Below are 23,429 nucleotides of genomic sequence, written 5' to 3'. Positions count from 1 at the left end.
AATTAATAATCCTGTGGAACATTTCGTTCCGATGGCTTGTAAATAAGGTTGCTTCATTTTTTTTCAAGGCTTAATTTGAATTTTTTTTTAAATTAAATTCAAATACTTGATTTATTTATCCACAAGCCGTTTATTCTTTTTTCAGATGACCGGCTTTAATTTTCTGATTCCGGTTTATCGGAATGATTTTCCAATAGCGGAACATCGGGATTTGAAACCGGATAAGACCGTCTGAAGATTTTATGCTTGATAAACTTTATCAAGCGGTGCCTTCAATCTTCTTTTTTCGCCACAACAACCATCGCAGGACGCAGTACGCGGTCGGCCAATGTATAGCCTTTTTTCATCACGCTGACGATGGTATTCGGCTCTTGCTCGCTGACGACTGCCTGCATCGCTTGATGTTGGTGCGGATCGAGTTTGTCACCCGGCTGTGGGTTGATTTCTTTAATGTGTGTGGCATCAAATGCTTTTTGCAGCTCGTTCAAAGTCATTTGCACGCCCATTTTCAGGGCATCGAAATTACCGCTTTGGTCGAGCAGCGCCATTTCGAGATAATCTTTAACCGGCAACATTTCTGTTGCAAATTTTTGTCCGGCGAATTTATGGGTGTCGGCGATTTCCTGCTGATGGCGGCGGCGCAGGTTTTGCTCGTTTGCCAAACCGCGCAGCTCGCTGTCTTTGAGCTGGCCTTCCAACTCGGCGACACGCGCCTGAAGTTCTTCGTAAGTCGGTTCGGCCTGTTCGGTTTCAACGGTTTCGGCAGTTTCTACGGCTGCCGCTTCTTCTGCTTCGTGTTGATGTTGTTCGTTATGCTCCGTCATTTCTGACATCCTTTTAGCGTGTTGATATTCGATGTTTCATATATAAGGCCGTCTGAAAAAACTTCAAGCATTTGAATACCGATTATCAAATGCCTTGTTAAAAGACGTTGGAAAACGGTAAGATAACCATCTGATTTTATTCTTCAGACGGCTTCAAACATGAAAAAAGACCATTTGAATTCAACCGATTTTAATCTGTGGCACACCATCCGCGAAGAAACCGAAGCTGCAGCCGCGGCCGAACCGATGCTGGCGAGCTTCCTGCATCAAACCGTGTTGCGCCACGATTCGCTCGATTCGGTACTTGCCTACCATCTTTCCAGCAAGCTCGGCAGTATGGACGTGCGCGCGCTGTTTGAAATTTATCAGCAGGCTTTGAGCGTGGACACCCGTATCAGCAAATGTGTCGAGGCCGACTTGAAAGCTATTTACGAGCGCGACCCTGCTTGTGATGAATATTCACTTCCGCTGTTGTATTTCAAAGGCTTCCACGCCGTACAGGCACACCGTATCAACCACTGGCTCTATCAAAACGGCCGTAAAACGCTGGCGTACTTCCTGCAAAACCGCATGTCGGAAGTCTTCGGTGTCGATATCCACCCTGCCGCCCGTTTCGGTCACGGTTTGATGCTCGACCATGCCACCGGTTTTGTGGCCGGTGAAACGGCTGTCTTGGGCAACAATATTTCCATCCTCCACGGCGTAACGCTGGGCGGTTCGGGTAAAGAAAGCGGCGACCGCCACCCGAAAATCGGCAATGGCGTGATGATTGGTGCGAATGCTTCGATTTTGGGCAACATCCGCATCGGCGAAAATGCCAAAATCGGCGCAGGCAGCGTGGTGGTTGCCGACGTACCGTCTTCGATTACCGTTGTCGGCGTACCGGCCAAACCGGTCGGCCGCTCTTCCAAAACTCCGTCTGCCGATATGGATCAAAGCATTCAATTATCGACTACGGATTTTGTGATTTAAGTTATCTGCCATTAAAAATGGCCGTCTGAAAAAACAAATCTTTCAGACGGCCTTTTATGATTTAAATCTTAGTATTAACCGCGTTTGCGTAAGACTTCCAAATGCGTTTTAACCTGTTTGACTTTCTCTTCGGTAAACAGGTTGGCAATGTTTTTCCAAATGCTGTGATAACCGTAAGGACCATGTTGCATTTCGGCTTTTGCTTCCTCCACCGACCAGCCTTGATAAATAATGCGGTACATTCCGGCAATCAAACCGGTACGGTCCGCGCCGTGATAACAATGGATAAGTACCGCGCCGTTTTGCTGTTGTTTTTCAATCAGGTATAAGATTTCCGCAATCTCTTTCGGCTTAATGCTCCATGACAGCAACGGACGGTTTAGCAAGGTCAAACCATGCTCTTTCAAATGGTCGTCATCATTGCGGTCGAAAAAGCGCAGGTTGATCACGCTTTGAATGCCCAGCTTGACAATGGCTTCGCCATCTTCGGCAACAGGCTGCTCGCTGCGGTAAAGCTTGTCGTCGATGCGATAAAGGTTGGCATCGTGTTTGACGGGCGTTGCCCAACGCTCGGACTGAACGGCTTTGTTGCCGTTATCCGTCGGCGCGGACGAACAAGCGATGGGCAAGCCGGAAGCGAGAAGGCACAATAAAAGACGGCGCATAAAATTCCTGTATGAAAATCAATGGGAAAACAAATATCGAAAGATTTTATCAAAACCCGTCCGGATATTCTATCCGCGCAAACCGCGTTACAATAAAGCCTCTTTTTTCAGACGGCCTTTCATCATGACCTGCCTTGCTTGGAACACCACACCAGCCCTTGCCGACCTTTGCCACGCCATCGAACAACATACCGCGCCGCTTTATTTGATTGTCTGCCTGCCTGAAAACCATATTCCCGATTTTCTATTATCGAATCATCCCTCCGAGCTTGAAGGTCGTCTGAACAACCGTCTCGTTCAAGCCGTGAAATGCCTTCAGTTCAACAGTGTTAATGTTTTGGAAAACCTATTGCCCAACGTGCATCTCTGGCTGGTTCCGCCACACTGCGCCGACCGCTTACACGAACATTTCCATCATATCGAATGGCAAACCGAAGCCATACCCCAATCCACCCCAACTCCCCTAAAACCTTGGTTCAGACGGCCTGAACATCAAGCCGCGCCCGAACACGTCCTGATTATCGGCGCAGGCATTGCCGGCGCAGCGACCGCGCGCAAACTGGCGGAGCACGGCGTACGCGTTACGGTTTTGGAGGCCGTAAAAGCGGCGCAGGCAGGCAGCGGCAACCGCCAAGGCTTGCTCTACGCCAAAATCTCGCCACACGATACCGAACAAACCGAGCTGCTGCTGACAGGCTACGGCTACACGCGCCGATTGTTGGAAGACTTGCTGCCTGATTCCGACGTATGGGGCGGCGACGGCGTATTGCATTTGAATTTTGACGACAGCGAACGCAAACGCAATCAGGCCTTGGGTTTGCAACACCAGCATAAACACCTCTACCGCAGCGTATCCGCCGAAGAGGCTGCGTCCATCGCAGGCATAAACGTATTTTCAGACGGCCTTTACTGGCCGCAAGGCGTATGGCTGAATCCGCCTGCCGTCGTGCATACCTTATTGAATCATCCTCTGATTGAGTTGCACGAACACTCGCCGCTGACCGCCGTATCGCATGACGGCACACACTGGACGGCTCACACGCCGGACGCGCATTTCAATGCCAGCCATATCGTTTACTGTATGGGCGCGCACAGCCCGACTGCCACCGACACCAACATCTCAGCGCTGCCTTTCCGCCAAATCCGCGGACAAACCGGCGTTGTGTCCGCCAGCCCGTTTTCACAAAAGCTGAATTGCGCCATTTCCGGCGAAAGCTACATCAGCCCGAGCTGGCAAGGCCGCCACTGCTACGGCGCGACATTTATCCTCAACAGCAACGATGAAACTTGGTATCCAAACGAAGAAATCGACAACCGCGCCGCCCTTCAACAACTCAATCCGCCATTGGCACAATCCCTGTTTGAGCAAGATTCGTTTTCAGACGGCCTTCAAGACACACAAGGCCATTCCGCCCTTCGTTGCGACAGCCTAGACCATTTGCCCGTTGTCGGCGCACTCGGCGACATCGCCGCCATGCAGTCCGCCTACGCCAAGCTGGCATTGGACAAAAACTACCGCCTCGACAATATTCCCTGCCCTTACCTGCCCAATGCCTACATCAATACGGCACACGGTACGCGAGGCCTGGCGACAGCCCCCATCTGCGCCGCCGCCATTGCGGCCGAAATACTCGGTTTGCCGCATCCGCTATCGCAAAGACTGAGAACCGCGCTACACCCCAACCGCACCATCATCCGCGCGATTGTTCGACAGCAGCCGTTGTTATCCGATTTAAGGATTTCGCTATAAATAAAAAAGGCCGTCTGAAAGTCATCAAAACTTTCAGACGGCCTTTAGCTATCCGTTAACTGCTTAGAATTTCCATTCCAGCGATACAGCGTAATTGCGGCCTGGGGCGCGGTAGCGGTCTAAGCCTTTGCCATCGCGGTCAACCCCGTTGGTGGTGCTGTAGCTGTACAGGCCGCGCAGGGAGTCCCAAGTGGTGTATTTGCGGTTGAACATATTGTACACACCGGCACGCAAAGTCAGGTTTTTAGCCGGTTTGTAGAAGCCGTACATATCAAACACATAAGCCGATTTGTTCAGCCATGGATAATCTACTACTTTTTCTTGCAAAGGCGTACCCCAACCGGTGTTTTCAAACACGGTGTACTGCGCATCTTTAGCTTTTTTCGCACCCAAATAAGTCAGGCGAGAGAATACACCCCATTTTTCGCTTGGGCTTTCATAGTCGACACCGGCAATCACTTTCAGAGGCTGAGTGGACAGCAGGCTGTTGTTGCCTGACAGTTTGCTCTTCGCGTAACCAACAGAACCAAACAATTTCCAGCCTTCAGGTACAAAAGAAACCACTTGACCTAAATTCAGACGACCTGTCAGCTCAAGACCACGGATTCGGGCCTTGTCGATATTTTGCATCTGCCATTCCAGTTTTTCGGAATAAGGATTGCTACAAATACCATAGTAGTAATTCATCTGAGTACAGCCGACATCGCCGCTGGTGGTCAGCTTCTGCTCTTCAGACAAGAAGTTGCGGTAATTGCTTTGATACAGGTTGGCATCCAAAGTACCTTTTTCGCTGCGGCCTTGCAGAGAAAGGGTATGGGTGGTGCTGCGCTCGGCTTTCAGGTTCGGATTAGGCAACCAGGTACCTGAGCCGTGGTTGTAAGTGAAATACACTTCAGACGCATTCGGCACGCGGAAACCGGAAGTTACATCGTAACCCAAACGCCATGTCTGACTCAGCTGTGCAGCCAAGCCGACAAAACCGCTCCAGCCTTTATAAGTGTTGGCTGCAGGTGGTGTTTTGTCACAAGCATGACACTCGGCATTCAGTTGCTGCGGCGTCATTTTGGTGTAGTCGTAACGGATACCTGCGCGGCTGCTAAACACGTCGTTCCATTGGATTTGATCAGACAGCGAGAAACCGTAGTTGTTGGTTTTCACTGGATGCTGAATCGTGCTGGACGTGCGTAAAATACGGCCGCTGAAGTAGTAGTCGTCGCGGTTTAAGTTTTCAAACTCACGCTGGCTGGCGAAAGTTTTAAACGACAAGCGATGTTGGCCGCCCATTTGCAATGGTTGGCTGTCCATACGCAATGTAATGCGTTTGAAGGTTGTATCCATGCTGCGGTTGTAGATTTCGTCCAAATCCTTCTGATTGTAGTTGCGCGTCCAGGTAGAATAATCCATCGGGAACGAGCCTTTGTTGTTAACCGCCGCTACTTTGGTTTTCTGATAATCGAAGTCCGCTTTCAACAACGACAACCAATTCGAATCGGGCGTCCACTCGTAAAACAGGTTGGCATTGCGCCGTCTGTTTACGTCATCGGCTTCGCGCCAAGAAGAAGCGGTCAAGTTATAAGACTCTTCGATCGTGTAATTGTGGCCCTGCTGACCGTTGAGAGATGCTCCGATACGGTGGTTGTCGTTGATTTGATAAGCAATCTTACCCAAGAAGCTGTGGTATTTGTGTTGGGACGGATCAGGAATACCGCGAGCAGAACCACGGATATTCGCTCCGCTGCCGGCACCCTCTACCGGATAACCACGCTCGCCCGCGCTTTCAGTCTCATGACCGCGACGTTGTGAATACAGCAAAACGGCATCCACGCGATCGTTGCTCACGCCGAAACCGAGGGTATTTGTCCATTCGCGGTTGCGGCTGCTGTAACCGTTTTTCATCATCACGCCGAACTGACGCTCAGGCAACAGCAAATCATGACCTTGCAGGGTTTGGTAATTCACGCCGCCACCCAATGCACCGCTACCGGTATTGAAAGAGTCTGCGCCCTTCACGATTTCGATGTTGCGCACGAGTTCGGGGTCGATAGACAGACGCGAGCTGTTGAAGTTGCCATAACGGGCATACAGCGAGTTTTCTTCGGAATCAGGTAGGTTTACGCCGTCAATGCTGACGCCGACACGGTTGCCTTCCACGCCGCGTACAGCAAAGCCTTTTTGATGACGGCCGCTATCGCTCAAGCCAACGTCGGTGGAATAACGTACCAAGTCTTTGTTGTCGCGTACCATTTCTTGTTGGATACGGCCAAGGTTGACACGTTCCACGGCTGCAGGCGCATTGCGCTGGCCTTTAACGCGGACTTCTTTTATTTCTGCTTTAACGGGTGTGGTTTCAGTTGCAGCTTCATCTACTGCTAATACTGGATTGCCAAAAATACTGCCGACCAGCGCGGCAATAGGGAGCATTTGTAATGGTTTCATATTATCAACTCAAGATGTAATGGATTGTTCATCCATCAGTTAATGCATAAAAAATTTCTGATAATCATTAATAATTAATAAGACAGCAACCCGTTCAAACAAAACTTTGTTGTGTAATTAAAGGCCCCTGCAAACATCTACGCCGAGACCTTGTCTGTTTGATTTAATTATTTTTTAGAGTCTGTGCGGCGTCATACCTTCAGGCGCTTCCGCACCTTCCGGCAAACCGAAGGTTTCACGCAGAATCACTTTATAGAATTCAAAAGCTTCGCGAGCGCCTTGAATGGCTTCCGCTTCAGCTTCCGGAGTCAAGTTCAAAGCATTCAGATGCTCGACAAAAGCGCGCCAGTGTTTGCCGCGGCCGTTCGGATGAGGAGCCAGGTGGCGTGCGCCGAATTCGCCGGTGTATTCGAGCTTTTGAGCGTGTTTGAACAAAAATGCCGCGCCCAAATTTGAACCTTCGGCGCAATAGAGCCAGCCGATGGCTTTATTGCCGGTTTCGTGTGGCAATTCTTTGTCAAATTTGTAAGGCTCTTCGCCCAAGTCTTTCAAGTCTTGAGTCACGGCATCGTAACGCGCCATGTATTCAAGCTCTGGAATGGCTTTGTTCAATTCGGCATCTTTATAGATGTGATCGACGGCCTTATGGAAAACAGATTGAAGTTTCAAGAATTTGATGTAGTTTTCTTTGCTGGAAAAAGGTTGAACGGACATAACCAAGTTATCAACGCTGTCGTGCGTTGTCGTGGTTTGCTCTTTCAAGCGTTTGGCGAAAGTCAGCTCTTGGGTTTCACTCATGATGTTTCCTTTGAATTAAGAGACTAATGGTTTCAGACGGCCTTTATGGTTAAAAATACCGTCTAATTTGAAAAGAATCGTTTTAAAAACAAAGAAGATAATTTTTAGCCTGTTTCAGGTTCGTTGACCGTGTACCTTCCACAAATCTACAAGGATTATCGTGTTTTTAAATATTGAGAATATATCTTATTTTTATCCTAATGGCAATAAACCAAACTAAGACCTATTAATAAAATTTAACGGTCCATAGCAATAATCTTCTGAAGTTTTTTCAAACTTTTCAGACGGCCCAAACCTTATTAAGCAGCCACCATTCAATCAAATATCGACCTAAATTTGGGCTATCCTTCTGTTTTCCTTTATAATGCGACACTCTTTGCACCTTCTTTATCCCCTGCCGAACCATGAAACGGATTCCTGCCTACCATCGCTGGTGGCGCTACAAGTCTTATCTTCCTGATGCGACGCTGCCTGCACATACGGTGGAATGCCCGGATTGCGGCTGCCGTATGGATATTCCGCGCCTGCGTCAGGGACAGGAAGCGCATTGTCCGGTGTGCAACCACGAAATCGTGGAAGTGGAAAACAATCCGTATATCGCGCCGATTGCCTATGCGCTGACAACCTTGATTCTGATGGCATTCGCGTACAATATGGTGTATATCCGCGTCGATTTGTTCGGCGTGACATCGATTTTGTCGTTGCCGCAAATGATGCGGCTTTTGATTTCGCTGGATTACGGTTTTCTAGCGGAAGTGATGTTTATCCTCACCTTCGGCGCGCCTTTACTGTTTTTACTGCTCTGCCTTTATGTTTATACGGCTTTGATCCGTGAAAAGGCCTACCCTGCGCTGCGCTTTGCAACGCGTGTATTGGTTCGGCTGCGCCATTGGATTATGGTGGATGTGTTTTTTATTTCCACTTTGGTGGCGTATATCAAACTCTCGTCCGTTGCTACAGTAGAGTTTGGTTCGGCGTTTTATCTGATGTTTCCGTTGTCGGTCATGCTGATTCGGACTTCGGTATCGATTCCGCAGCATTGGGTTTATTATAAGATTCACCGTTTAACCGGCGGCCATGCGGTTCAGACGGCCGCTGAAGACAAAATCTGTTGCAGCCGCTGCCTGTATTTCCGCGATAAAGACGAGCAACCTTGCGGCGTATGCGGTGCGGACTTATACCGCCGCCGCCCGAAAAGCCTGAGCATTTCGCTGGCGTTTTTAATGGTGGCATTTATCCTATATTTCCCTGCCAACATCCTGCCGATTATGATTTCGTCCAATCCGACGGCTTTGGAGATCAATACGATTTTCAACGGCATTGTGTATATGTGGGACGACGGCGACCGATTGATTGCCGTGATTATCTTTAGTGCCAGTATTATGCTGCCGGTATTGAAGATTATTGCGATGGCGGTTTTGATTTATTCCGCATACTTCAAACCCGTGATGAGCGCGGACAAAATGTCGGTTTTGTATCGGATTACCGAATCCATCGGCCGCTGGTCGATGATTGATATTTTTGTGATTATTATTTTGATGAGTTCGTTCCACACCAATATGGCGCGCGTCGTGCCGGGTGGTGCGGCGATTTACTTCTGCCTGGTCGTTATTTTGACCATGCTTTCGGCCTATTATTTCGATCCCCGTCTGATTTGGGACAAACAACAGCAGCTTTCAGACGGCCTTGATTCTGACCAGACCTTAACACAATGAAAAAACACGATTCTTCACCCAATTATCACGCCCCGGCGCGTGTCAAGAAAACCAATGTCTTCACATCTATCGTGTGGCTGATTCCACTGATTGCGCTGATTGCCGGCGGCTGGCTTTTGGTTAAAGACATCCGCAACCGCGGCCCTGTCGTTACGCTGTTGATGGACAGCGCCGAAGGCATCGAAGTCAACAACACCGTTATTAAGGTGTTGAACGTCGATGTCGGACGCGTTACCCGCATCAAATTGCGCGACGACCAAAAAGGCGTGGAAGTTACTGCCCAGCTCAGCGCCGACGCCAAAGACCTTATCCGCAGCGATACCCAATTTTGGGTGGTCAAACCGCGTATCGACCAAAGCGGCGTTACCGGCTTGGGAACCTTGCTTTCCGGCTCATATATTGCATTTACACCGGGTAAAAGCCAAGAAACCAAAGATGTATTTGTCGTCCAAGACATTCCACCGATTGCCGCCATCGGTCAAAGCGGCCTGCGCCTGAATTTGATCGGCAAAAACGACCGCATCCTCAACGTCAGCAGCCCTGTTTTGTATGAAAACTTTATGGTCGGCCAAGTAGAAAGCGCGCATTTCGACCCGTCCGACCAAAGCGTGCATTACACCATTTTCATCCAAAGCCCCAACGACAAACTGATTAATTCCGCCAGCCGTTTTTGGCTGGAAAGCGGCATTAATATCGAAACCACAGGCAGCGGTGTCAAACTTAACTCCGCCCCTCTGCCTGCCCTGCTGTCCGGCGCGATTTCCTTTGACTCGCCTAAAACAAGCGACAGCAAAAACGTCAAAAGCGAAGACAGCTTCACGCTTTATGACAGCCGCAGCGAAGTGGCCAATCTGCCTGACGACCGCTCGCTGTATTACACTGCGTTTTTCAAACAATCCGTACGCGGCCTGACTGCCGGTTCGCCTGTTGAATACAAAGGCCTGAATGTCGGCGTGGTTTCCGATGTCCCTTATTTCGACCGCAACGACAGCCTGCATTTGTTTGAAAACGGTTGGATTCCCGTACGCATCCGCATCGAGCCTTCCCGTTTGGAAATCAATGCCGACGAGCAAAGTAAAGAACATTGGAAACAACAATTTCAGACGGCCCTAAACAAAGGCCTGACCGCCACCATCTCCAGCAACAACCTGTTGACCGGAAGCAAAATGATTGAGTTGAACGATCAGCCTTCCGCCTCGCCTAAGCTGCGACCGCATACCGTTTATGCAGGCGATACCGTAATCGCAACCCAAGGCGGCGGTTTGGACGATTTGCAGGCAAAAGTGGCCGACTTGTTAGACAAGTTCAACAATCTGCCATTGGATAAAACCGTTGCCGGCTTGAACGGTTCGCTTGCCGAGCTCAAGTCCACACTCAAATCTGCCAATGCAGCCCTAAGCTCTATCGACAAACTGGTCGGCAAACCGCAGACACAAAACATTCCGAACGAGTTGAACCAAACCCTGAAAGAATTGCGTCAAACCCTGCAAGGCGTATCACCGCAATCGCCTATCTACGGCGACGTACAAAATACGCTGCAAAGTTTGGACAAAACCTTAAAAGACGTTCAACCCGTGATTAATACTTTGAAAGAAAAACCCAACGCGCTGATTTTCAACAGCAGCAGCAAAGACCCTATCCCGAAAGGAAGCCGATAATGCGCCTCTTCCCGATTGCCACCGCCCTGACGCTTGCCGCCTGCGGCACTGCGCAAAGCACACAATATTTCGTCCTGCCCGACAGCCAGTACATCCGTCCGGCTGCGCATGGCAATGAAATTGCGGTCAAAGTCAACCTTGCCGAACCACTTGCCAACGGCGGCCTCGTTTACCAAACCGATGCCTACCATGTGAATCTGGCGAAAAACCACCTTTGGGCTGCTCCGCTCGATGGCGCGTTGGCAGCAAACCTCAGCAACAAGCTCAATCGCCTCAATCCGCATCGCACCTTTGTACCTGCTTCACGCAGCCAAAGCAGCCAAACCCTGAAAGTCTATATCGAAGCCTTCCAAGGCAGCTATCAGGGGCAGACCACCATCAGCGGTTATGCACAATGGCCGGACGGACGCAGCAAACCGTTTAACGCCGTCACGCCGCAACAAGGTGATGGCTATACCGCCATGCTCGAATCGTTGGAAAACGGTTTGTCACAGGTTGCCGATGCGATTGCCTATTAAACAAAAGGCCGTCTGAAAAACTTTCAGACGGCCTTTTTCATGTTTCAAACATTCATCACAATGCGCGGTCAAAATACAAAGCCACGCCGGAACGTTCGCTCATCGCCAACAAATAATCCATCAATTTTTGCGGCCATTGAATACCGCGCACAACGGTCAGGTTGCGCAAAATAGGGAAAGTAAGGATATCTTCCAAACTGATTTCACCGCCCAAGCCCTCGCCTTCGCACACCAGCGCTTCCAGCTCTGCCAAGTCTTGATGCAGACGCTCCAGATATTGTGCCGTTTTATTCAGATTAGTCTCGAAATTGCCGATACTTTTCTCTTTTTTGTCGATAAAGTATTTTTTCGCTTCATCGGTCTCAAATTCAGGCAAGCCGATTTTGACCATGCGCGGCTGTACTAATTTGTTATTGTATTCGCCCACTTTATCCAACCAAGCCTGAACCTCGGGACGAACTTCTTCTTTCAGACGGCCTTGATCGATGTAACGGACAATATCCAAACTCTCGCCCATAAACGAACCGTCTTCTTTTTGCAAAATCGGCACTTGTTTTGAGCCAATCATGCCAATCGGCGTAGCTTCGTCATCGTTTGCCAAGACAACTTCTTCCACCGCCACATTGCGCAAGCCGAAAATCATCCGCGCACGGACGCAAAACGGGCAATGGTCGTAAATATACAGCTTCATCGAAATGCTCCTTAAAATTTCAAAACGGTTAACCATAACACCCAAGGCCGTCTGAAACAAGGCTTCCTGAAACATAGTGCCACATTCGCATACAAATCTAGGGCTGTCGGCAATAAACTGTTACAATGGCAACGTTTTTATCAAAAAGAAAAAAACGCACGCCATGACCACTATTCGCCAAACGCCCCAAACATCGAGTGCAACGCTGGAAGGCCTCCTCGCTTGGTTCGACGGCTATGTTGCCGCGCTGCCCGATTCCGATAAAAACCTGATTCAGACGGCCTTTGACCTGTCTAAAGAACATTATCCTGCCGATGCCCTAACGACTTACGGCGAGCCTTTAATGGAACATTTTCTCGGCTCGATGCAAATCGTCAGCGAACTCGACTTATTGCCCGATGCCGTGGCGGCTACGATTTTGTCCGACATCGGCCAATACGTTCCCACTTGGCAAGAATTGGTTACCGAACGCTGCAACAGCACCGTTTGCGAGCTGGTCAAAGGCGTAGACGAAGTACAAAAACTGACCCAATTCGCACGCGTGGACAGCCTCGCCACACCGGAAGAGCGCGCCCAACAAGCCGAAACCATGCGTAAAATGCTGTTGGCGATGGTTACCGACATCCGCGTCGTCCTGATCAAACTGGCCATGCGTACGCGCACCCTGCAATTTTTAAGCAACGTTCCCGACAATCCTGAAAAACGCGCCGTTGCCAAAGAAACCCTCGACATTTTTGCCCCGCTCGCCAACCGCTTGGGCGTGTGGCAACTCAAATGGCAGCTCGAAGATTTGGGCTTCCGCCATCAAGAGCCGGAAAAATACCGCGAAATCGCCCTGCTTTTGGACGAAAAGCGCACCGAGCGCCTCGAATACATCGAAAACTTCCTCAATATCCTGCGTACGGAACTGAAAAAATACAATATTCATTTTGAAGTTGCCGGAAGACCGAAGCACATCTACTCCATTTACAAAAAAATGGTGAAGAAAAAGCTTACTTTCGACGGTTTGTTCGACATCCGCGCCGTACGGATTTTGGTGGACACCATTCCCGAGTGTTACACCACCTTGGGCATTGTCCACAGCCTCTGGCAGCCGATTCCAGGCGAGTTTGACGACTATATCGCCAACCCGAAAGGCAACGGCTATAAAAGTTTGCACACCGTTATCGTCGGTCCGGAAGACAAAGGCGTGGAAGTCCAAATACGTACCTTCGACATGCACCAATTCAACGAATTCGGTGTTGCCGCCCACTGGCGTTATAAAGAAGGTGGCAAGGGTGATTCCGCCTATGAACAGAAAATCGCTTGGTTGCGCCAACTCCTAGACTGGCGCGAAAACATGGCCGAAAGCGGCAAAGAAGACCTTGCCGCCGCCTTTAAAACCGAACTTTTCAACGATACGATTTATGTTTTGACCCCGCACGGCAAAGTCCTCTCCCTGCCTACGGGCGCTACTCCCATCGACTTTGCCTATGCCCTGCACAGCAGCGTAGGCGACCGTTGCCGCGGCGCAAAAGTCGAAGGGCAAATCGTACCGCTGTCAACGCCGTTGGAAAACGGTCAACGCGTTGAAATCATTACCGCCAAAGAGGGAAATCCTTCCGTCAACTGGCTCTACGAAGGCTGGGTCAAATCCAACCGCGCCATCAGCAAAATCCGTGCCTACATCCGCCAGCAAAATGCGGATACCGTGCGCGAAGAAGGCCGCGCCCAGTTGGACAAACAGTTGTCGAAAATCTTCCCCAAACCCAATCTGCAAGCATTGGCGGAAAAACTCGGCTTCAAAAAAACCGACGAACTCTATACGGCCATCGGTCAGGGCGAAGTTTCCAACCGCGCCATCCACAAAGCCTGCGGCGCGCTGAATGAACCGCCTCCCGTGCCGATTGATGAAACCAATATCGTCAAGCAGTCTAAAATCAAAAAAGGCGGCAAAAACGGCATTTTGATTGACGGCGAAGACGGCTTGATGACCACGCTTGCCAAATGCTGCAAACCGGCACCTCCGGACGACATCATCGGTTTCGTTACACGCGACCGCGGTATTTCCGTCCACCGCAACACCTGCCCTTCTTTCCGCCACCTTGCTGAACAAGCGCCTGAAAAAGTGTTGAATGCGAGCTGGGCAGCCCTGCAGGAAGGACAAGTGTTTGCCGTCGATGTCGAAATCCGCGCCCAAGACCGCTCCGGTTTGCTGCGCGACGTTTCGGATGCGCTGGCGCGGCACAAGCTCAACGTTACCGCGGTGCAAACCCAATCGCGCGATTTGGAAGCCAGCATGCGCTTTACCCTTGAAGTCCGCCAAGTCAACGACCTGCCGCGCGTATTAGCCAGTCTGGGCGACATCAAAGGCGTTTTAAGCGTAACGCGCTTATAATTCCCATTCCCCCATCTAAAGGCCGTCTGAAAGTATTGCTTTCAGACGGCCTTTCACACATCGGTTGCCAATATATAACCTACGCTTCTATCCTTACAATCAGCCGTTATTTCCTGTCCGCCATATTCTCAGGCAAACTCGCCATCCGTATGATAAAGAAAGATATTTTTATTCTTATATTAACCTTAAGGAAACTTCATGGATACACGAGACCTGTTCCCTCATGAAATTTTGCAGGACGCCATCGGCAAGAGTTGCACCAAATCTGAATTCAGCATCAAAATGTTGGTGATTTTGAGTTTCTTAGGCGGCGGTTATGTCGGCTTCGGCTATCTTGCCTGCCTGCGCGTCATCAGCGGCATTCCAGCCGAATGGAACGGCCTGGCCGCCCTTTTGGGCGCATCCGTGTTCCCTATCGCACTGATTTGTATCTTAATCGGCGGCGGCGAGTTGGCAACAGGCAATATGATGATTATGGCTTTGGGCAGATTAACCGGCCGCGTCAGCACCCACAAACTGGTGCGCAACTGGCTGATTGTCAGCTTGGGCAATCTGGCAGGCGCCGTAGCCATGGCCTATTTCCTCGGCCACTATGTCGGCCTTGCCGAAGGGCCGGCCGCAGCGAAAACCATTGCCATTGCCGAAGCTAAAGTCAATATGGACTTCGGCCGCGCATTCGTTTCTGCCATCGCATGTAACTGGATGGTGTGTATGGGCATCTGGTTTTACTTCGGCGCACGCCATACTTCAGGACGAATCTTAGCCATGTGGTTCCCGGTTATGATCTTCGTATTAATCGGTTTCCAACACTTTGTTGCCAATATGTTCATCATTCCGGCCGGTATTTGGGCGGGCGCAAATGTCAGCTGGGGTCAATTTTTCTACAATATGATTCCCGTTTTCTTAGGCAACGTCCTGGGCGGGTCATCCTTTGTCGCAGCCTCTTATCTCTTTGCTTACAAACACTTACTAAAAGACGATTTTTCTATTTAATGTAGTCTTTTTTCTAAAAACCCCGTATCTGCCCGACACAGATACGGGGTTTCTGCACAGGGCCGTCTGAAAGTCCAAGTCGTTTAATTACTTTTTCTCTTTAATCCCCAAAAAACATCAGGAAAGATAGTTTCACACACTTTCCTTCGTCATCATCGGTAAAAATTTATATATTTTTATGTTTTTAAATGACTTAGCCAAAAGGCGGCATCAATTTCGAATAAAGGCTGAGTTCTTCGCTTTGCAAAAGCGACTTTTTACGGTATGCTGGTTTAAATTATTTACAATTTAATACATTAAAATTTCGTATTTTATTGTATTTGAAAATAATTTATCCTGTCTCTCTCGCAAAAAACAGGATTTTTAAGCTGTATTTTTATTAGAAAAAAGTTTGGGTATGAATTACTTGCAATTTCAAAACCCGTTTTAAAAGTTAGATGAGGAATAAGTACATGAATCCCATGTATATCACTTTCGCGATCTATTTGGTCGCCGTATTACTGATCGGCCTCGCCGCCTATTTTTCAACACGAAACTTCGACGACTACATTCTCGGTGGCCGCAGCTTAGGTCCGTTCGTGACCGCGATGTCTGCCGGTGCTTCCGATATGTCAGGTTGGCTTTTGATGGGCTTGCCAGGTGCCATTTACCTGAGCGGTTTGAATGAAGCTTGGATTGCCATTGGTCTGATTGTGGGTGCATACCTCAACTGGCTGTTAGTTGCAGGCCGTCTGCGCGTACATACCGAATACGCCAACAACGCGCTGACGCTTCCTGATTACTTCTTCCACCGCTTCGGTGCCGGCGGTCACTTGATGAAAGTGGTTTCTGCACTGATTATCTTGTTCTTCTTCACTATTTACTGTGCTTCAGGCATCGTAGCCGGTGCTACCCTGTTCCAAAGCCTGTTCCACGGTATGTCTTACACTCAAGCCATGTGGCTGGGTGCCGGTGCGACCATCGCCTACACTTTCTTGGGCGGTTTCTTGGCCGTAAGCTGGACCGATACCCTGCAAGCTTCTTTGATGATTTTTGCATTGGTACTGACTCCTGTAATGGTGTACTTGGGTTTGGGCGGTGCAGATCAAATGAATGCTGCCATCCAACAAGTTGCCGCTTCTACCGGTAAAGAATACGGCAGCCTGTTTGCCGGTACTACTTTCATCGGCATTATCTCTACCGCCGCTTGGGGCTTGGGCTATTTCGGCCAACCGCACATCTTGGCCCGCTTCATGGCTGCCGAAAGCGCTAAATCCCTGGTTTCTGCACGCCGCATCGGTATGACTTGGATGATTCTGTGTATGGCCGGTGCCGTGGCTGTCGGCTACTTCGGTATCGCTTACTTCGGTGCCAACCCAGCCCACGTTGAAGAAATGAACGGCAACCACGAACGTATCTTCATCGCCTTGGCTACCTTGCTTTTCAACCCTTGGATTGCCGGTATCATCTTAAGCGCGATCCTCGCCGCCGTAATGTCCACCCTGTCTTGCCAATTGTTGGTTTGCTCCAGCGCGATTACCGAAGACTTCTATAAAGGCTTCCTGCGTAAAAACGCCCAACAAGCTGAATTGGTATGGATTGGCCGCGTAATGGTATTGGCGATTGCTGTGATTTCCATCCTGATTGCTTCTGACCCTGAAAGCAAAGTATTGGGCTTGGTAGCTTATGCATGGGCAGGCTTTGGTGCCGCATTCGGTCCAGTTGTGATCCTGTCTGTTTTGTGGAAACGCATTACTGCCTACGGCGCACTCTCCGGCATGATTGCAGGCGCGCTAACTGTAGTAGTTTGGGCTGAGTGGATCAAAAAACCTGCTTTGGCCGCACAAGAAACAGGTTTCGCTACTGTCTATGAAATCGTTCCAGGCTTTATCATTTGCACACTCGTGATTGTTTTGGTGTCCCTGATCGACAAAAAACCTTCACGCGAATTGCAAGAACGCTTTGAGAAAGCAGACGCAGAATACCGCGCCTCTAAATAAGGTGTTTTCAGACGGCCTGCATGATTCCGTGCAGGCCGTCTTTACGACATAAACTGTTTCAAAATAATCTGAGCCTTATCAGAAAAAACAGCAATTTATGCGGATGCATCTTGTATCCGCATCATAATTTTATTACGATATTACTATCCTTCAGAATGCTTGTTTTAGCAGTCTTAATTCAGGTCGTCTGAAATCATGAAAAAACCTTTGGAGAACATAAATAATGTTTAACTTCGCTTTTCCAACACAAACTCCTCTGCGTCAAGCTGTAACTGATGCCTACCGCCGCGACGAAATCGAGGCCGTTCAGGATATGTTGCAACGTGCACAGATGACCGACGAAGAGCGCAACGCCGCTTCCGAACTTGCCCGTCGTTTGGTTACTCAAGTCCGCTCCAGCCGCACCAAAGCAAGCGGCGTAGATGCCTTGATGCACGAGTTCTCTCTCTCCAGTGAAGAAGGTGTTGCACTGATGTGTCTGGCCGAAGCCCTGCTGCGTATTCCGGACAATGCCACCCGCGACCGCCTGATTGCCGATAAAATCTCCGAAGGCAACTGGAAAAGCCACTTGAACAACAGCCCTTCCCTCTTCGTTAACGCGGCTGCATGGGGTCTGTTGATTACCGGCAAACTGACCACCAACACTTCTGAAAAAAACATGGGTTCTGCCCTGAGCCGCATGATCAGCAAGGGTGGCGCGCCTCTGATCCGTCAAGGTGTGAACTACGCAATGCGCCTGTTGGGCAAACAGTTCGTAACCGGCCAAACCATTGAAGAAGCGCTGCAAAACGGTAAAGAGCGCGAGAAAATGGGTTACCGCTTCTCTTTCGATATGTTGGGTGAAGCCGCATACACCGAAGAAGATGCCAACCGCTACTACAACGACTACGTTCAAGCCATTCATGCCATCGGTAAAGATGCCGCAGGCCAAGGTGTTTACGAAGGCAACGGTATCTCCGTCAAACTTTCCGCCATCCACCCACGCTACTCACGCGCCCAACACGAACGCGTGATGAGCGAACTGTTGCCGCGCCTGAAAGAATTGTTCCTTTTGGGTAAAAAATACGATATCGGTATCAACATCGATGCCGAAGAAGCCAACCGTCTCGAATTGTCTTTGGACTTGATGGAAGCTTTGGTTTCCGATCCCGACTTGGCCGGCTACAAAGGTATCGGTTTCGTTGTTCAGGCCTACCAAAAACGTTGTCCGTTCGTTATCGACTATCTGATCGACCTGGCCCGCCGCAACAACCAAAAACTGATGATCCGTTTAGTTAAAGGCGCATACTGGGACAGCGAAGTGAAATGGGCTCAAGTAGACGGCATGGAAGGCTATCCGACTTACACCCGTAAAGTCCACACCGACATCTCCTACCTTGCCTGCGCACGAAAACTCTTGGATGCGCAAGATGCCGTGTTCCCACAATTTGCCACCCACAACGCCTACACTTTGGGCGCAATCTACCAAATGGGTAAAGGCAAAGACTTTGAACACCAATGTCTGCACGGCATGGGCGAAACCCTGTACGACCAAGTGGTCGGCCCGCAAAACTTAGGCCGCCGCGTACGCGTGTATGCCCCGGTCGGCACACACGAAACCCTGCTTGCCTACTTGGTACGCCGTCTGTTGGAAAACGGTGCGAACTCTTCTTTCGTGAACCAAATCGTTGACGAAAACATCAGCATCGACCGCCTGATTAAGAGCCCGTTCGACACCATCGCCGAACAAGGCATCCACCTGCATCCGGCATTGCCTCTGCCGCGCGATTTGTATGGCAAAGGCCGTCTGAACTCCCAAGGCGTCGATTTCAGCAACGAAAACGTATTGCAAAACCTGCAAGAAAAACTCAACCAAGCTTCTTCCGAAGACTTCCACGTCGCTTCTATCGTCAATGGCGAAGCGCGTAACGTGGGCGAAGCTCAACCCGTCCGCAACCCTGCAGACCACAACGATGTTGTCGGTACTGTCAGCTTTGCCGATGCCGCATTGGCTCAAGAAGCTATTGGTGCAGCCGTTGCCGCCCTGCCGGAGTGGAGCGCCAAACCTGCTTCAGAACGCGCCGACTGCCTGCGCCGTTTTGCCGATTTGTTGGAACAACACACGCCTGCATTGATGATGCTGGCCGTCCGCGAGGCTGGTAAAACCCTGAACAACGCCGTTGCCGAAGTACGCGAAGCCGTTGACTTCTGTCGCTACTATGCCAACGAAGCTGAGAACACCCTGCCTAAAGATGCCAAAGCCGTTGGCGCAATCGTTGCCATCAGTCCATGGAACTTCCCATTGGCCATCTTTACCGGCGAAGTGGTTTCTGCATTGGCAGCCGGTAACACTGTTATCGCCAAACCTGCCGAACAAACCAGCCTGATTGCTACTTACGCCGTTTCCTTGATGCATCAAGCCGGTATTCCGACTTCTGCGCTGCAACTCGTACTCGGCGCAGGCGATGTCGGCTCTGCCCTGACCGGCGATGCCCGCATCGGCGGCGTGATCTTTACCGGTTCTACCGAAGTAGCGCGCCTGATCAACAAAGCCCTGTCCAAACGCGACGACAGCCCTGTCCTGATTGCCGAGACCGGCGGTCAAAACGCGATGATCGTGGACTCTACCGCCCTGCCGGAACAAGTCTGCCTCGACGTATTGAATTCTGCCTTCGACAGCGCGGGCCAACGTTGTTCCGCCCTGCGTATCTTGTGTGTTCAAGAAGATGTTGCCGATAAAATGATCAACATCATCAAAGGTGCAATGGACGAATTGGTTGTCGGCAAACCGACCCAACTGACCACAGACATCGGCCCTGTCATCGATGCTGAAGCCCAACAAAACCTGTTGGCCCACATCAACCGAATGAAAGGCGTAGCGAAGGCTTACCACGAAGTCAAAACTGCTGCCGACGTTGATAGCAACAACTCTACTTTTGTTCGACCAATCCTGTTTGAATTGAATAACTTGAACGAGTTGCAACGCGAAGTGTTCGGTCCTGTATTGCACGTTGTCCGCTACCGTGCCAGTGAATTGGATCAACTCATCGACCAAATCAACGCCAAAGGCTATGCTCTGACCAGCGGTGTACACAGCCGTATCGAAGGCACTGTCGACCATATCCGCGACCGCATCGAAGCCGGTAACATCTACGTTAACCGCAACATCGTTGGTGCTGTTGTCGGCGTACAACCTTTCGGCGGTCACGGCTTGTCCGGTACCGGTCCAAAAGCAGGCGGTTCATTCTATCTGCAACGCCTGGTTCGTACTCCTGAATGGGTTGCCCCAACCCTCAGCCGAATCGGCCAAGCAGACGAAGACGCACTCAAACGTTTGGAAACTCTGGTTCACAAGCTGCCGTTTAACGCAGAAGAGAAAAAAGCCGCAGCCGCAGCTTTGGGTCACGCACGCGTCCGTACCCTGCGCAAAGCCGAAACCGTATTGGTCGGTCCGACCGGCGAACGCAACTCATTGAGCTGGCGCTCTCCAAAACGTGTTTGGGTACATGGTGGCAATCTGCTGCAAGCCTTCTCTGCCCTGACCGAGCTGGCAGCCGCAGGCATCCAAACCGTTGTTGAGCCTAACAGCCCGTTGGCTTCCTACTCAGCCGATTTGGACGGTTTGTTGCAAGTAAACAGCAAACCTGAAAACGCAGGCATCAGCCATGTTGCCGCTATCGAGCCTTTGAGCAGGGAGCGCAAACAAGAGTTGGCCGGCCGCGACGGTGCGCTCATCCGCATTCTGCCTTCCGAACAAGGCCTGGACATCTTGCAAGTATTTGAAGAAATTTCTTGCAGTATCAATACTACCGCTGCCGGTGGTAACGCCAGCCTGATGGCAGTTGCCGACTAATCGTAGCCAAATCAAAGGCCGTCTGAAATTCAGACGGCCTTTTTTATGTTTTTTATTTACATTTTTGCCGGATATTCGCACAAATCGTTAATCAAACATGTGCTGCATTGCGGCTTCAAAGCCTTACACGTATAGCGGCCGTGCAAAATCAACCAATGATGAGCATCCATCAAAAATTCTTTGGGAATAAAGCGCATCAGCTTGTCTTCAACTTCACGCACATCCTTGCCCGGCGCGATTTTGGTGCGGTTGGCCACACGGAAAATATGGGTATCGACCGCCATAACAGGTTGCCCGAATGCAGTATTCAACACCACATTGGCTGTTTTACGGCCAACACCGGGCAAAGATTCCAAAGCCTCTCGGTCGGCAGGCACTTCGCCATTGTATTTTTCCAGCAAAATACGGCAAGTCTGCATGATGTGTTTGGATTTGGTTTTGTAAAGGCCTATGGTTTTGGTGTATTCCATCACACCGTCCAGCCCCAAATCCAACATGGCTTGCGGCGTATTGGCAACGGGAAAGAGCTTGGCAGTCGCTTTGTTCACACCGACATCAGTCGCTTGTGCAGACAATAAAACAGCAATAAGCAGCTCAAACGGCGAGCTGAAATTCAACTCGGTAGTCGGATGCGGATTGGCAGCGCGGAAACGCTCGAAAATTTCTTGGCGGATTTGTTTGTTCATGGTTGGAATTGTTTTTATATGGCGCGGCAATTATATCCGATGGGGCTGCTTCAAACAAAGCAGGCCGTCTGAAACGCATTCAGACGGCCTGATGATCAAACAGCCTACTGTTTATTTTTTACTCAAAGTCAGCCCTGTCCAGCCAAACACCAGCGTCAGAGCCAAGCTCAAGTAGCAGAAGAAGGCGTAAGGCAGGTATTCCCAAACAGGCACGCCCAAGGCATGGCTGATGAATACGCCGCAGACGCTCCAAGGCACCAACGGGTTGATGACCGTACCCGCATCTTCCAGCGTACGGGCAAGGTTGCGCGAATGCAGGCCGAGTTTGTCATAAACCGGCTTAAAGGTTTCGCCGGAAAGCAGAATACTCAAATATTGTTCGCCAATCAGGAAGTTGACGCCGACCGATGTCATGGCCACGCTGAAAGTAGCGCGTCCGGCATTGGTCAGGAACGCACGAATGGCCTCCAGCAAAGACGGAATCACACCAATGCTGAACAACAGGCCGCCCAAGCTCATGCCGAGTATCACGATGGTTTGCGTAAAGAACATGCTTTCCAAGCCGCCGCGCGAAATCAAGCGGGCAATGTCTTTGAATGCTTCGCCTTCGAGTTTGTATCCGCTGTAAAACCACGCGCCCAGCTGTTTCAAATCAGGCGTACTGTGGAAATAAGTCACAATCAGTGCCACCACAACGGTAAACAGCATGGCCACAATGGCATTGACGCGCATCAGGGCGAGGATAACCAATAAAGCAAACGGAATCAATGAATAAGCATGCACCAAACCGGTTGCTTCCAATTGCGCGCGGAAAGCCTCGACGCTGTTCATGTCATGTGCGGCCACATTGGGCAAGAGCCACAACATCAACGCCGCACTGATCAACCACGCAGGCACAGTGGTGTACATCATGTTTTTGATGTGCTCGAACAAATCAATGCCGACAATCGAAGCGGAAATACCGGTCGTATCGGAAAGCGGCGACATTTTATCGCCGAAGAACGCACCCGACACAATCGCACCTGCCGTCATCGCCATATCGGCATGAAACGCAGCCGCCATCCCCATAAAGGCCACGCCGACAGTTGCACAAGTCGTCAAACTACTGCCGATGGAAATACCGATGACCGAGCAAAGCGCAAACGCCGAAAAATAAAAATAAGTCGGGGAAATCAATCCGAAACCGTAATACATCAGCGTCGGAATCGCACCGCTCATCATCAACGCGCTGACCATCAGGCCGATAAAGAAAAACAGATAAATCGCGCCCATGCCCTGCCCGACCGCGCCTATCATACCGTTTTGCATGTCTTGATATTTCAAGCCGCGCATCAAACCGTACAAAAGCAAGACCACGATCGCCGTCACAATCGACATATGCGGCAGCCATTCAAGCGAAATAATCGTATAACCCATTGCCGCCACCAAAGCCAAGGCCACCGCAATGGCCTCGAAACGCGGCATATTGAGTAAGGATTTGAAAGCAAACATTGTTCTTTGCCTTTTTAATAAGTATTTAACAGATTTTAGCATAA

Annotated in this window: 16 protein-coding genes; 9 read left to right on the top strand and 7 right to left on the bottom strand. The window is 50.2% G+C overall.

Annotation, left to right across the window (positions count from 1 at the left end; genetic code table 11):
- Positions 1-272: 272 nt before the first annotated feature.
- Positions 273-833, bottom strand: coding sequence for a nucleotide exchange factor GrpE (gene grpE / locus KCG54_RS03125; protein WP_254324617.1), 561 nt, complete (start codon positions 831-833; stop codon positions 273-275).
- 150 nt (positions 834-983) lie between these two features.
- Between grpE and cysE the strand changes: the two genes are divergently transcribed.
- Positions 984-1,796: a serine O-acetyltransferase gene (gene cysE / locus KCG54_RS03120; protein ID WP_254324616.1), complete on the top strand. Its 813-nt coding sequence runs from the start codon at positions 984-986 to the stop codon at positions 1,794-1,796.
- A 74-nt stretch (positions 1,797-1,870) separates the two neighbouring features.
- Here cysE and KCG54_RS03115 read toward each other — a convergent pair whose 3' ends face one another.
- Positions 1,871-2,461, bottom strand: a complete 591-nt coding sequence (locus tag KCG54_RS03115) for a tyrosine-protein phosphatase (RefSeq protein WP_254324615.1) — start codon at positions 2,459-2,461, stop codon at positions 1,871-1,873.
- Between the two features lie 124 nt (positions 2,462-2,585).
- Here KCG54_RS03115 and mnmC point away from each other — a divergent pair, with 124 nt between their 5' ends.
- A complete protein-coding gene (gene mnmC / locus KCG54_RS03110; RefSeq protein WP_254324614.1) occupies positions 2,586-4,211 on the top strand; it encodes an FAD-dependent 5-carboxymethylaminomethyl-2-thiouridine(34) oxidoreductase MnmC in 1,626 nt (541 codons plus the stop codon).
- 63 nt (positions 4,212-4,274) lie between these two features.
- Here the strand turns inward: mnmC and KCG54_RS03105 are convergent, their stop codons facing one another.
- Positions 4,275-6,647 (bottom strand): TonB-dependent hemoglobin/transferrin/lactoferrin family receptor, encoded by a 2,373-nt coding sequence (locus KCG54_RS03105; RefSeq protein WP_254324613.1) that lies wholly within the window; start codon positions 6,645-6,647, stop codon positions 4,275-4,277.
- Positions 6,648-6,821: 174 nt separating this feature from the next.
- On the bottom strand, positions 6,822-7,445 hold the full coding sequence (locus KCG54_RS03100) for a biliverdin-producing heme oxygenase (protein ID WP_049329094.1): 624 nt from the start codon (positions 7,443-7,445) through the stop codon (positions 6,822-6,824).
- Between the two features lie 404 nt (positions 7,446-7,849).
- On the opposite strand from KCG54_RS03100, the gene KCG54_RS03095 reads away from it, so the two are divergent.
- From KCG54_RS03095 to KCG54_RS03085, 3 genes are read left to right on the top strand one after another with little or no spacing between them, the layout of a single operon-like run.
- Complete coding sequence (locus KCG54_RS03095) at positions 7,850-9,160, top strand: paraquat-inducible protein A (protein WP_254324612.1); 1,311 nt, start codon at positions 7,850-7,852, stop codon at positions 9,158-9,160.
- On the top strand, positions 9,157-10,818 hold the full coding sequence (gene pqiB, locus KCG54_RS03090) for an intermembrane transport protein PqiB (RefSeq protein ID WP_254324611.1): 1,662 nt from the start codon (positions 9,157-9,159) through the stop codon (positions 10,816-10,818). The genes KCG54_RS03095 and pqiB overlap by 4 nt, the downstream gene beginning before the upstream one ends.
- The gene (locus tag KCG54_RS03085; RefSeq protein ID WP_254324610.1) at positions 10,818-11,336 is read left to right on the top strand and encodes a PqiC family protein; all 519 of its coding nucleotides are present in this window, start codon (positions 10,818-10,820) and stop codon (positions 11,334-11,336) included. The genes pqiB and KCG54_RS03085 overlap by 1 nt, the downstream gene beginning before the upstream one ends.
- Positions 11,337-11,391: 55 nt before the next feature.
- Here KCG54_RS03085 and KCG54_RS03080 read toward each other — a convergent pair whose 3' ends face one another.
- Positions 11,392-12,102 carry a GrxB family glutaredoxin gene (locus KCG54_RS03080; RefSeq protein WP_254324609.1) on the bottom strand — a complete coding sequence of 237 codons (711 nt, stop codon included), beginning with the start codon at positions 12,100-12,102 and terminating at the stop codon, positions 11,392-11,394.
- A gap of 88 nt (positions 12,103-12,190) precedes the next feature.
- Here KCG54_RS03080 and KCG54_RS03075 point away from each other — a divergent pair, with 88 nt between their 5' ends.
- The 4 genes from KCG54_RS03075 (at position 12,191) to putA (ending at position 21,208) form a co-directional block, all read left to right on the top strand.
- Positions 12,191-14,404, top strand: coding sequence for a RelA/SpoT family protein (locus KCG54_RS03075; RefSeq protein ID WP_254324608.1), 2,214 nt, complete (start codon positions 12,191-12,193; stop codon positions 14,402-14,404).
- Positions 14,405-14,602: 198 nt separating this feature from the next.
- Positions 14,603-15,397 carry a formate/nitrite transporter family protein gene (locus KCG54_RS03070; RefSeq protein WP_254324607.1) on the top strand — a complete coding sequence of 265 codons (795 nt, stop codon included), beginning with the start codon at positions 14,603-14,605 and terminating at the stop codon, positions 15,395-15,397.
- A gap of 452 nt (positions 15,398-15,849) precedes the next feature.
- Complete coding sequence (gene putP, locus KCG54_RS03065) at positions 15,850-17,376, top strand: sodium/proline symporter PutP (RefSeq protein ID WP_254324606.1); 1,527 nt, start codon at positions 15,850-15,852, stop codon at positions 17,374-17,376.
- Positions 17,377-17,599: 223 nt separating this feature from the next.
- The gene (gene putA, locus KCG54_RS03060; protein WP_254324605.1) at positions 17,600-21,208 is read left to right on the top strand and encodes a bifunctional proline dehydrogenase/L-glutamate gamma-semialdehyde dehydrogenase PutA; all 3,609 of its coding nucleotides are present in this window, start codon (positions 17,600-17,602) and stop codon (positions 21,206-21,208) included.
- A 56-nt stretch (positions 21,209-21,264) separates the two neighbouring features.
- On the opposite strand, the gene nth is transcribed toward putA, so the two are convergent.
- Positions 21,265-21,894, bottom strand: a complete 630-nt coding sequence (gene nth / locus KCG54_RS03055) for an endonuclease III (protein WP_150538046.1) — start codon at positions 21,892-21,894, stop codon at positions 21,265-21,267.
- 111 nt (positions 21,895-22,005) lie between these two features.
- The gene (gene nhaC, locus KCG54_RS03050; protein ID WP_003747540.1) at positions 22,006-23,385 is read right to left on the bottom strand and encodes a Na+/H+ antiporter NhaC; all 1,380 of its coding nucleotides are present in this window, start codon (positions 23,383-23,385) and stop codon (positions 22,006-22,008) included.
- Between the last annotated feature and the right edge of the window lie 44 nt (positions 23,386-23,429).

Source organism: Neisseria subflava, assembly GCF_024205705.1.
GTDB classification, from domain to species: Bacteria; Pseudomonadota; Gammaproteobacteria; order Burkholderiales; family Neisseriaceae; genus Neisseria; species Neisseria subflava_D.
Note: the sequence above shows the minus strand (reverse complement) of the source record. Positions and strands in the feature narration are given on the sequence as shown.

Coding starts and splice junctions, on each gene's coding strand:
- putP (WP_254324606.1), top strand. CDS start 15,850: ATGAATCCCATGTATATCACTTTCGCGATCTATTTGGTCGCCGTATTA.
- nhaC (WP_003747540.1), bottom strand. CDS start 23,385: ATGTTTGCTTTCAAATCCTTACTCAATATGCCGCGTTTCGAGGCCATT.
- KCG54_RS03075 (WP_254324608.1), top strand. CDS start 12,191: ATGACCACTATTCGCCAAACGCCCCAAACATCGAGTGCAACGCTGGAA.
- nth (WP_150538046.1), bottom strand. CDS start 21,894: ATGAACAAACAAATCCGCCAAGAAATTTTCGAGCGTTTCCGCGCTGCC.
- KCG54_RS03085 (WP_254324610.1), top strand. CDS start 10,818: ATGCGCCTCTTCCCGATTGCCACCGCCCTGACGCTTGCCGCCTGCGGC.
- KCG54_RS03095 (WP_254324612.1), top strand. CDS start 7,850: ATGAAACGGATTCCTGCCTACCATCGCTGGTGGCGCTACAAGTCTTAT.
- putA (WP_254324605.1), top strand. CDS start 17,600: ATGTTTAACTTCGCTTTTCCAACACAAACTCCTCTGCGTCAAGCTGTA.
- KCG54_RS03100 (WP_049329094.1), bottom strand. CDS start 7,445: ATGAGTGAAACCCAAGAGCTGACTTTCGCCAAACGCTTGAAAGAGCAA.
- KCG54_RS03070 (WP_254324607.1), top strand. CDS start 14,603: ATGGATACACGAGACCTGTTCCCTCATGAAATTTTGCAGGACGCCATC.
- mnmC (WP_254324614.1), top strand. CDS start 2,586: ATGACCTGCCTTGCTTGGAACACCACACCAGCCCTTGCCGACCTTTGC.
- grpE (WP_254324617.1), bottom strand. CDS start 833: ATGTCAGAAATGACGGAGCATAACGAACAACATCAACACGAAGCAGAA.
- pqiB (WP_254324611.1), top strand. CDS start 9,157: ATGAAAAAACACGATTCTTCACCCAATTATCACGCCCCGGCGCGTGTC.
- KCG54_RS03115 (WP_254324615.1), bottom strand. CDS start 2,461: ATGCGCCGTCTTTTATTGTGCCTTCTCGCTTCCGGCTTGCCCATCGCT.
- KCG54_RS03080 (WP_254324609.1), bottom strand. CDS start 12,102: ATGTTTCAGGAAGCCTTGTTTCAGACGGCCTTGGGTGTTATGGTTAAC.
- KCG54_RS03105 (WP_254324613.1), bottom strand. CDS start 6,647: ATGAAACCATTACAAATGCTCCCTATTGCCGCGCTGGTCGGCAGTATT.
- cysE (WP_254324616.1), top strand. CDS start 984: ATGAAAAAAGACCATTTGAATTCAACCGATTTTAATCTGTGGCACACC.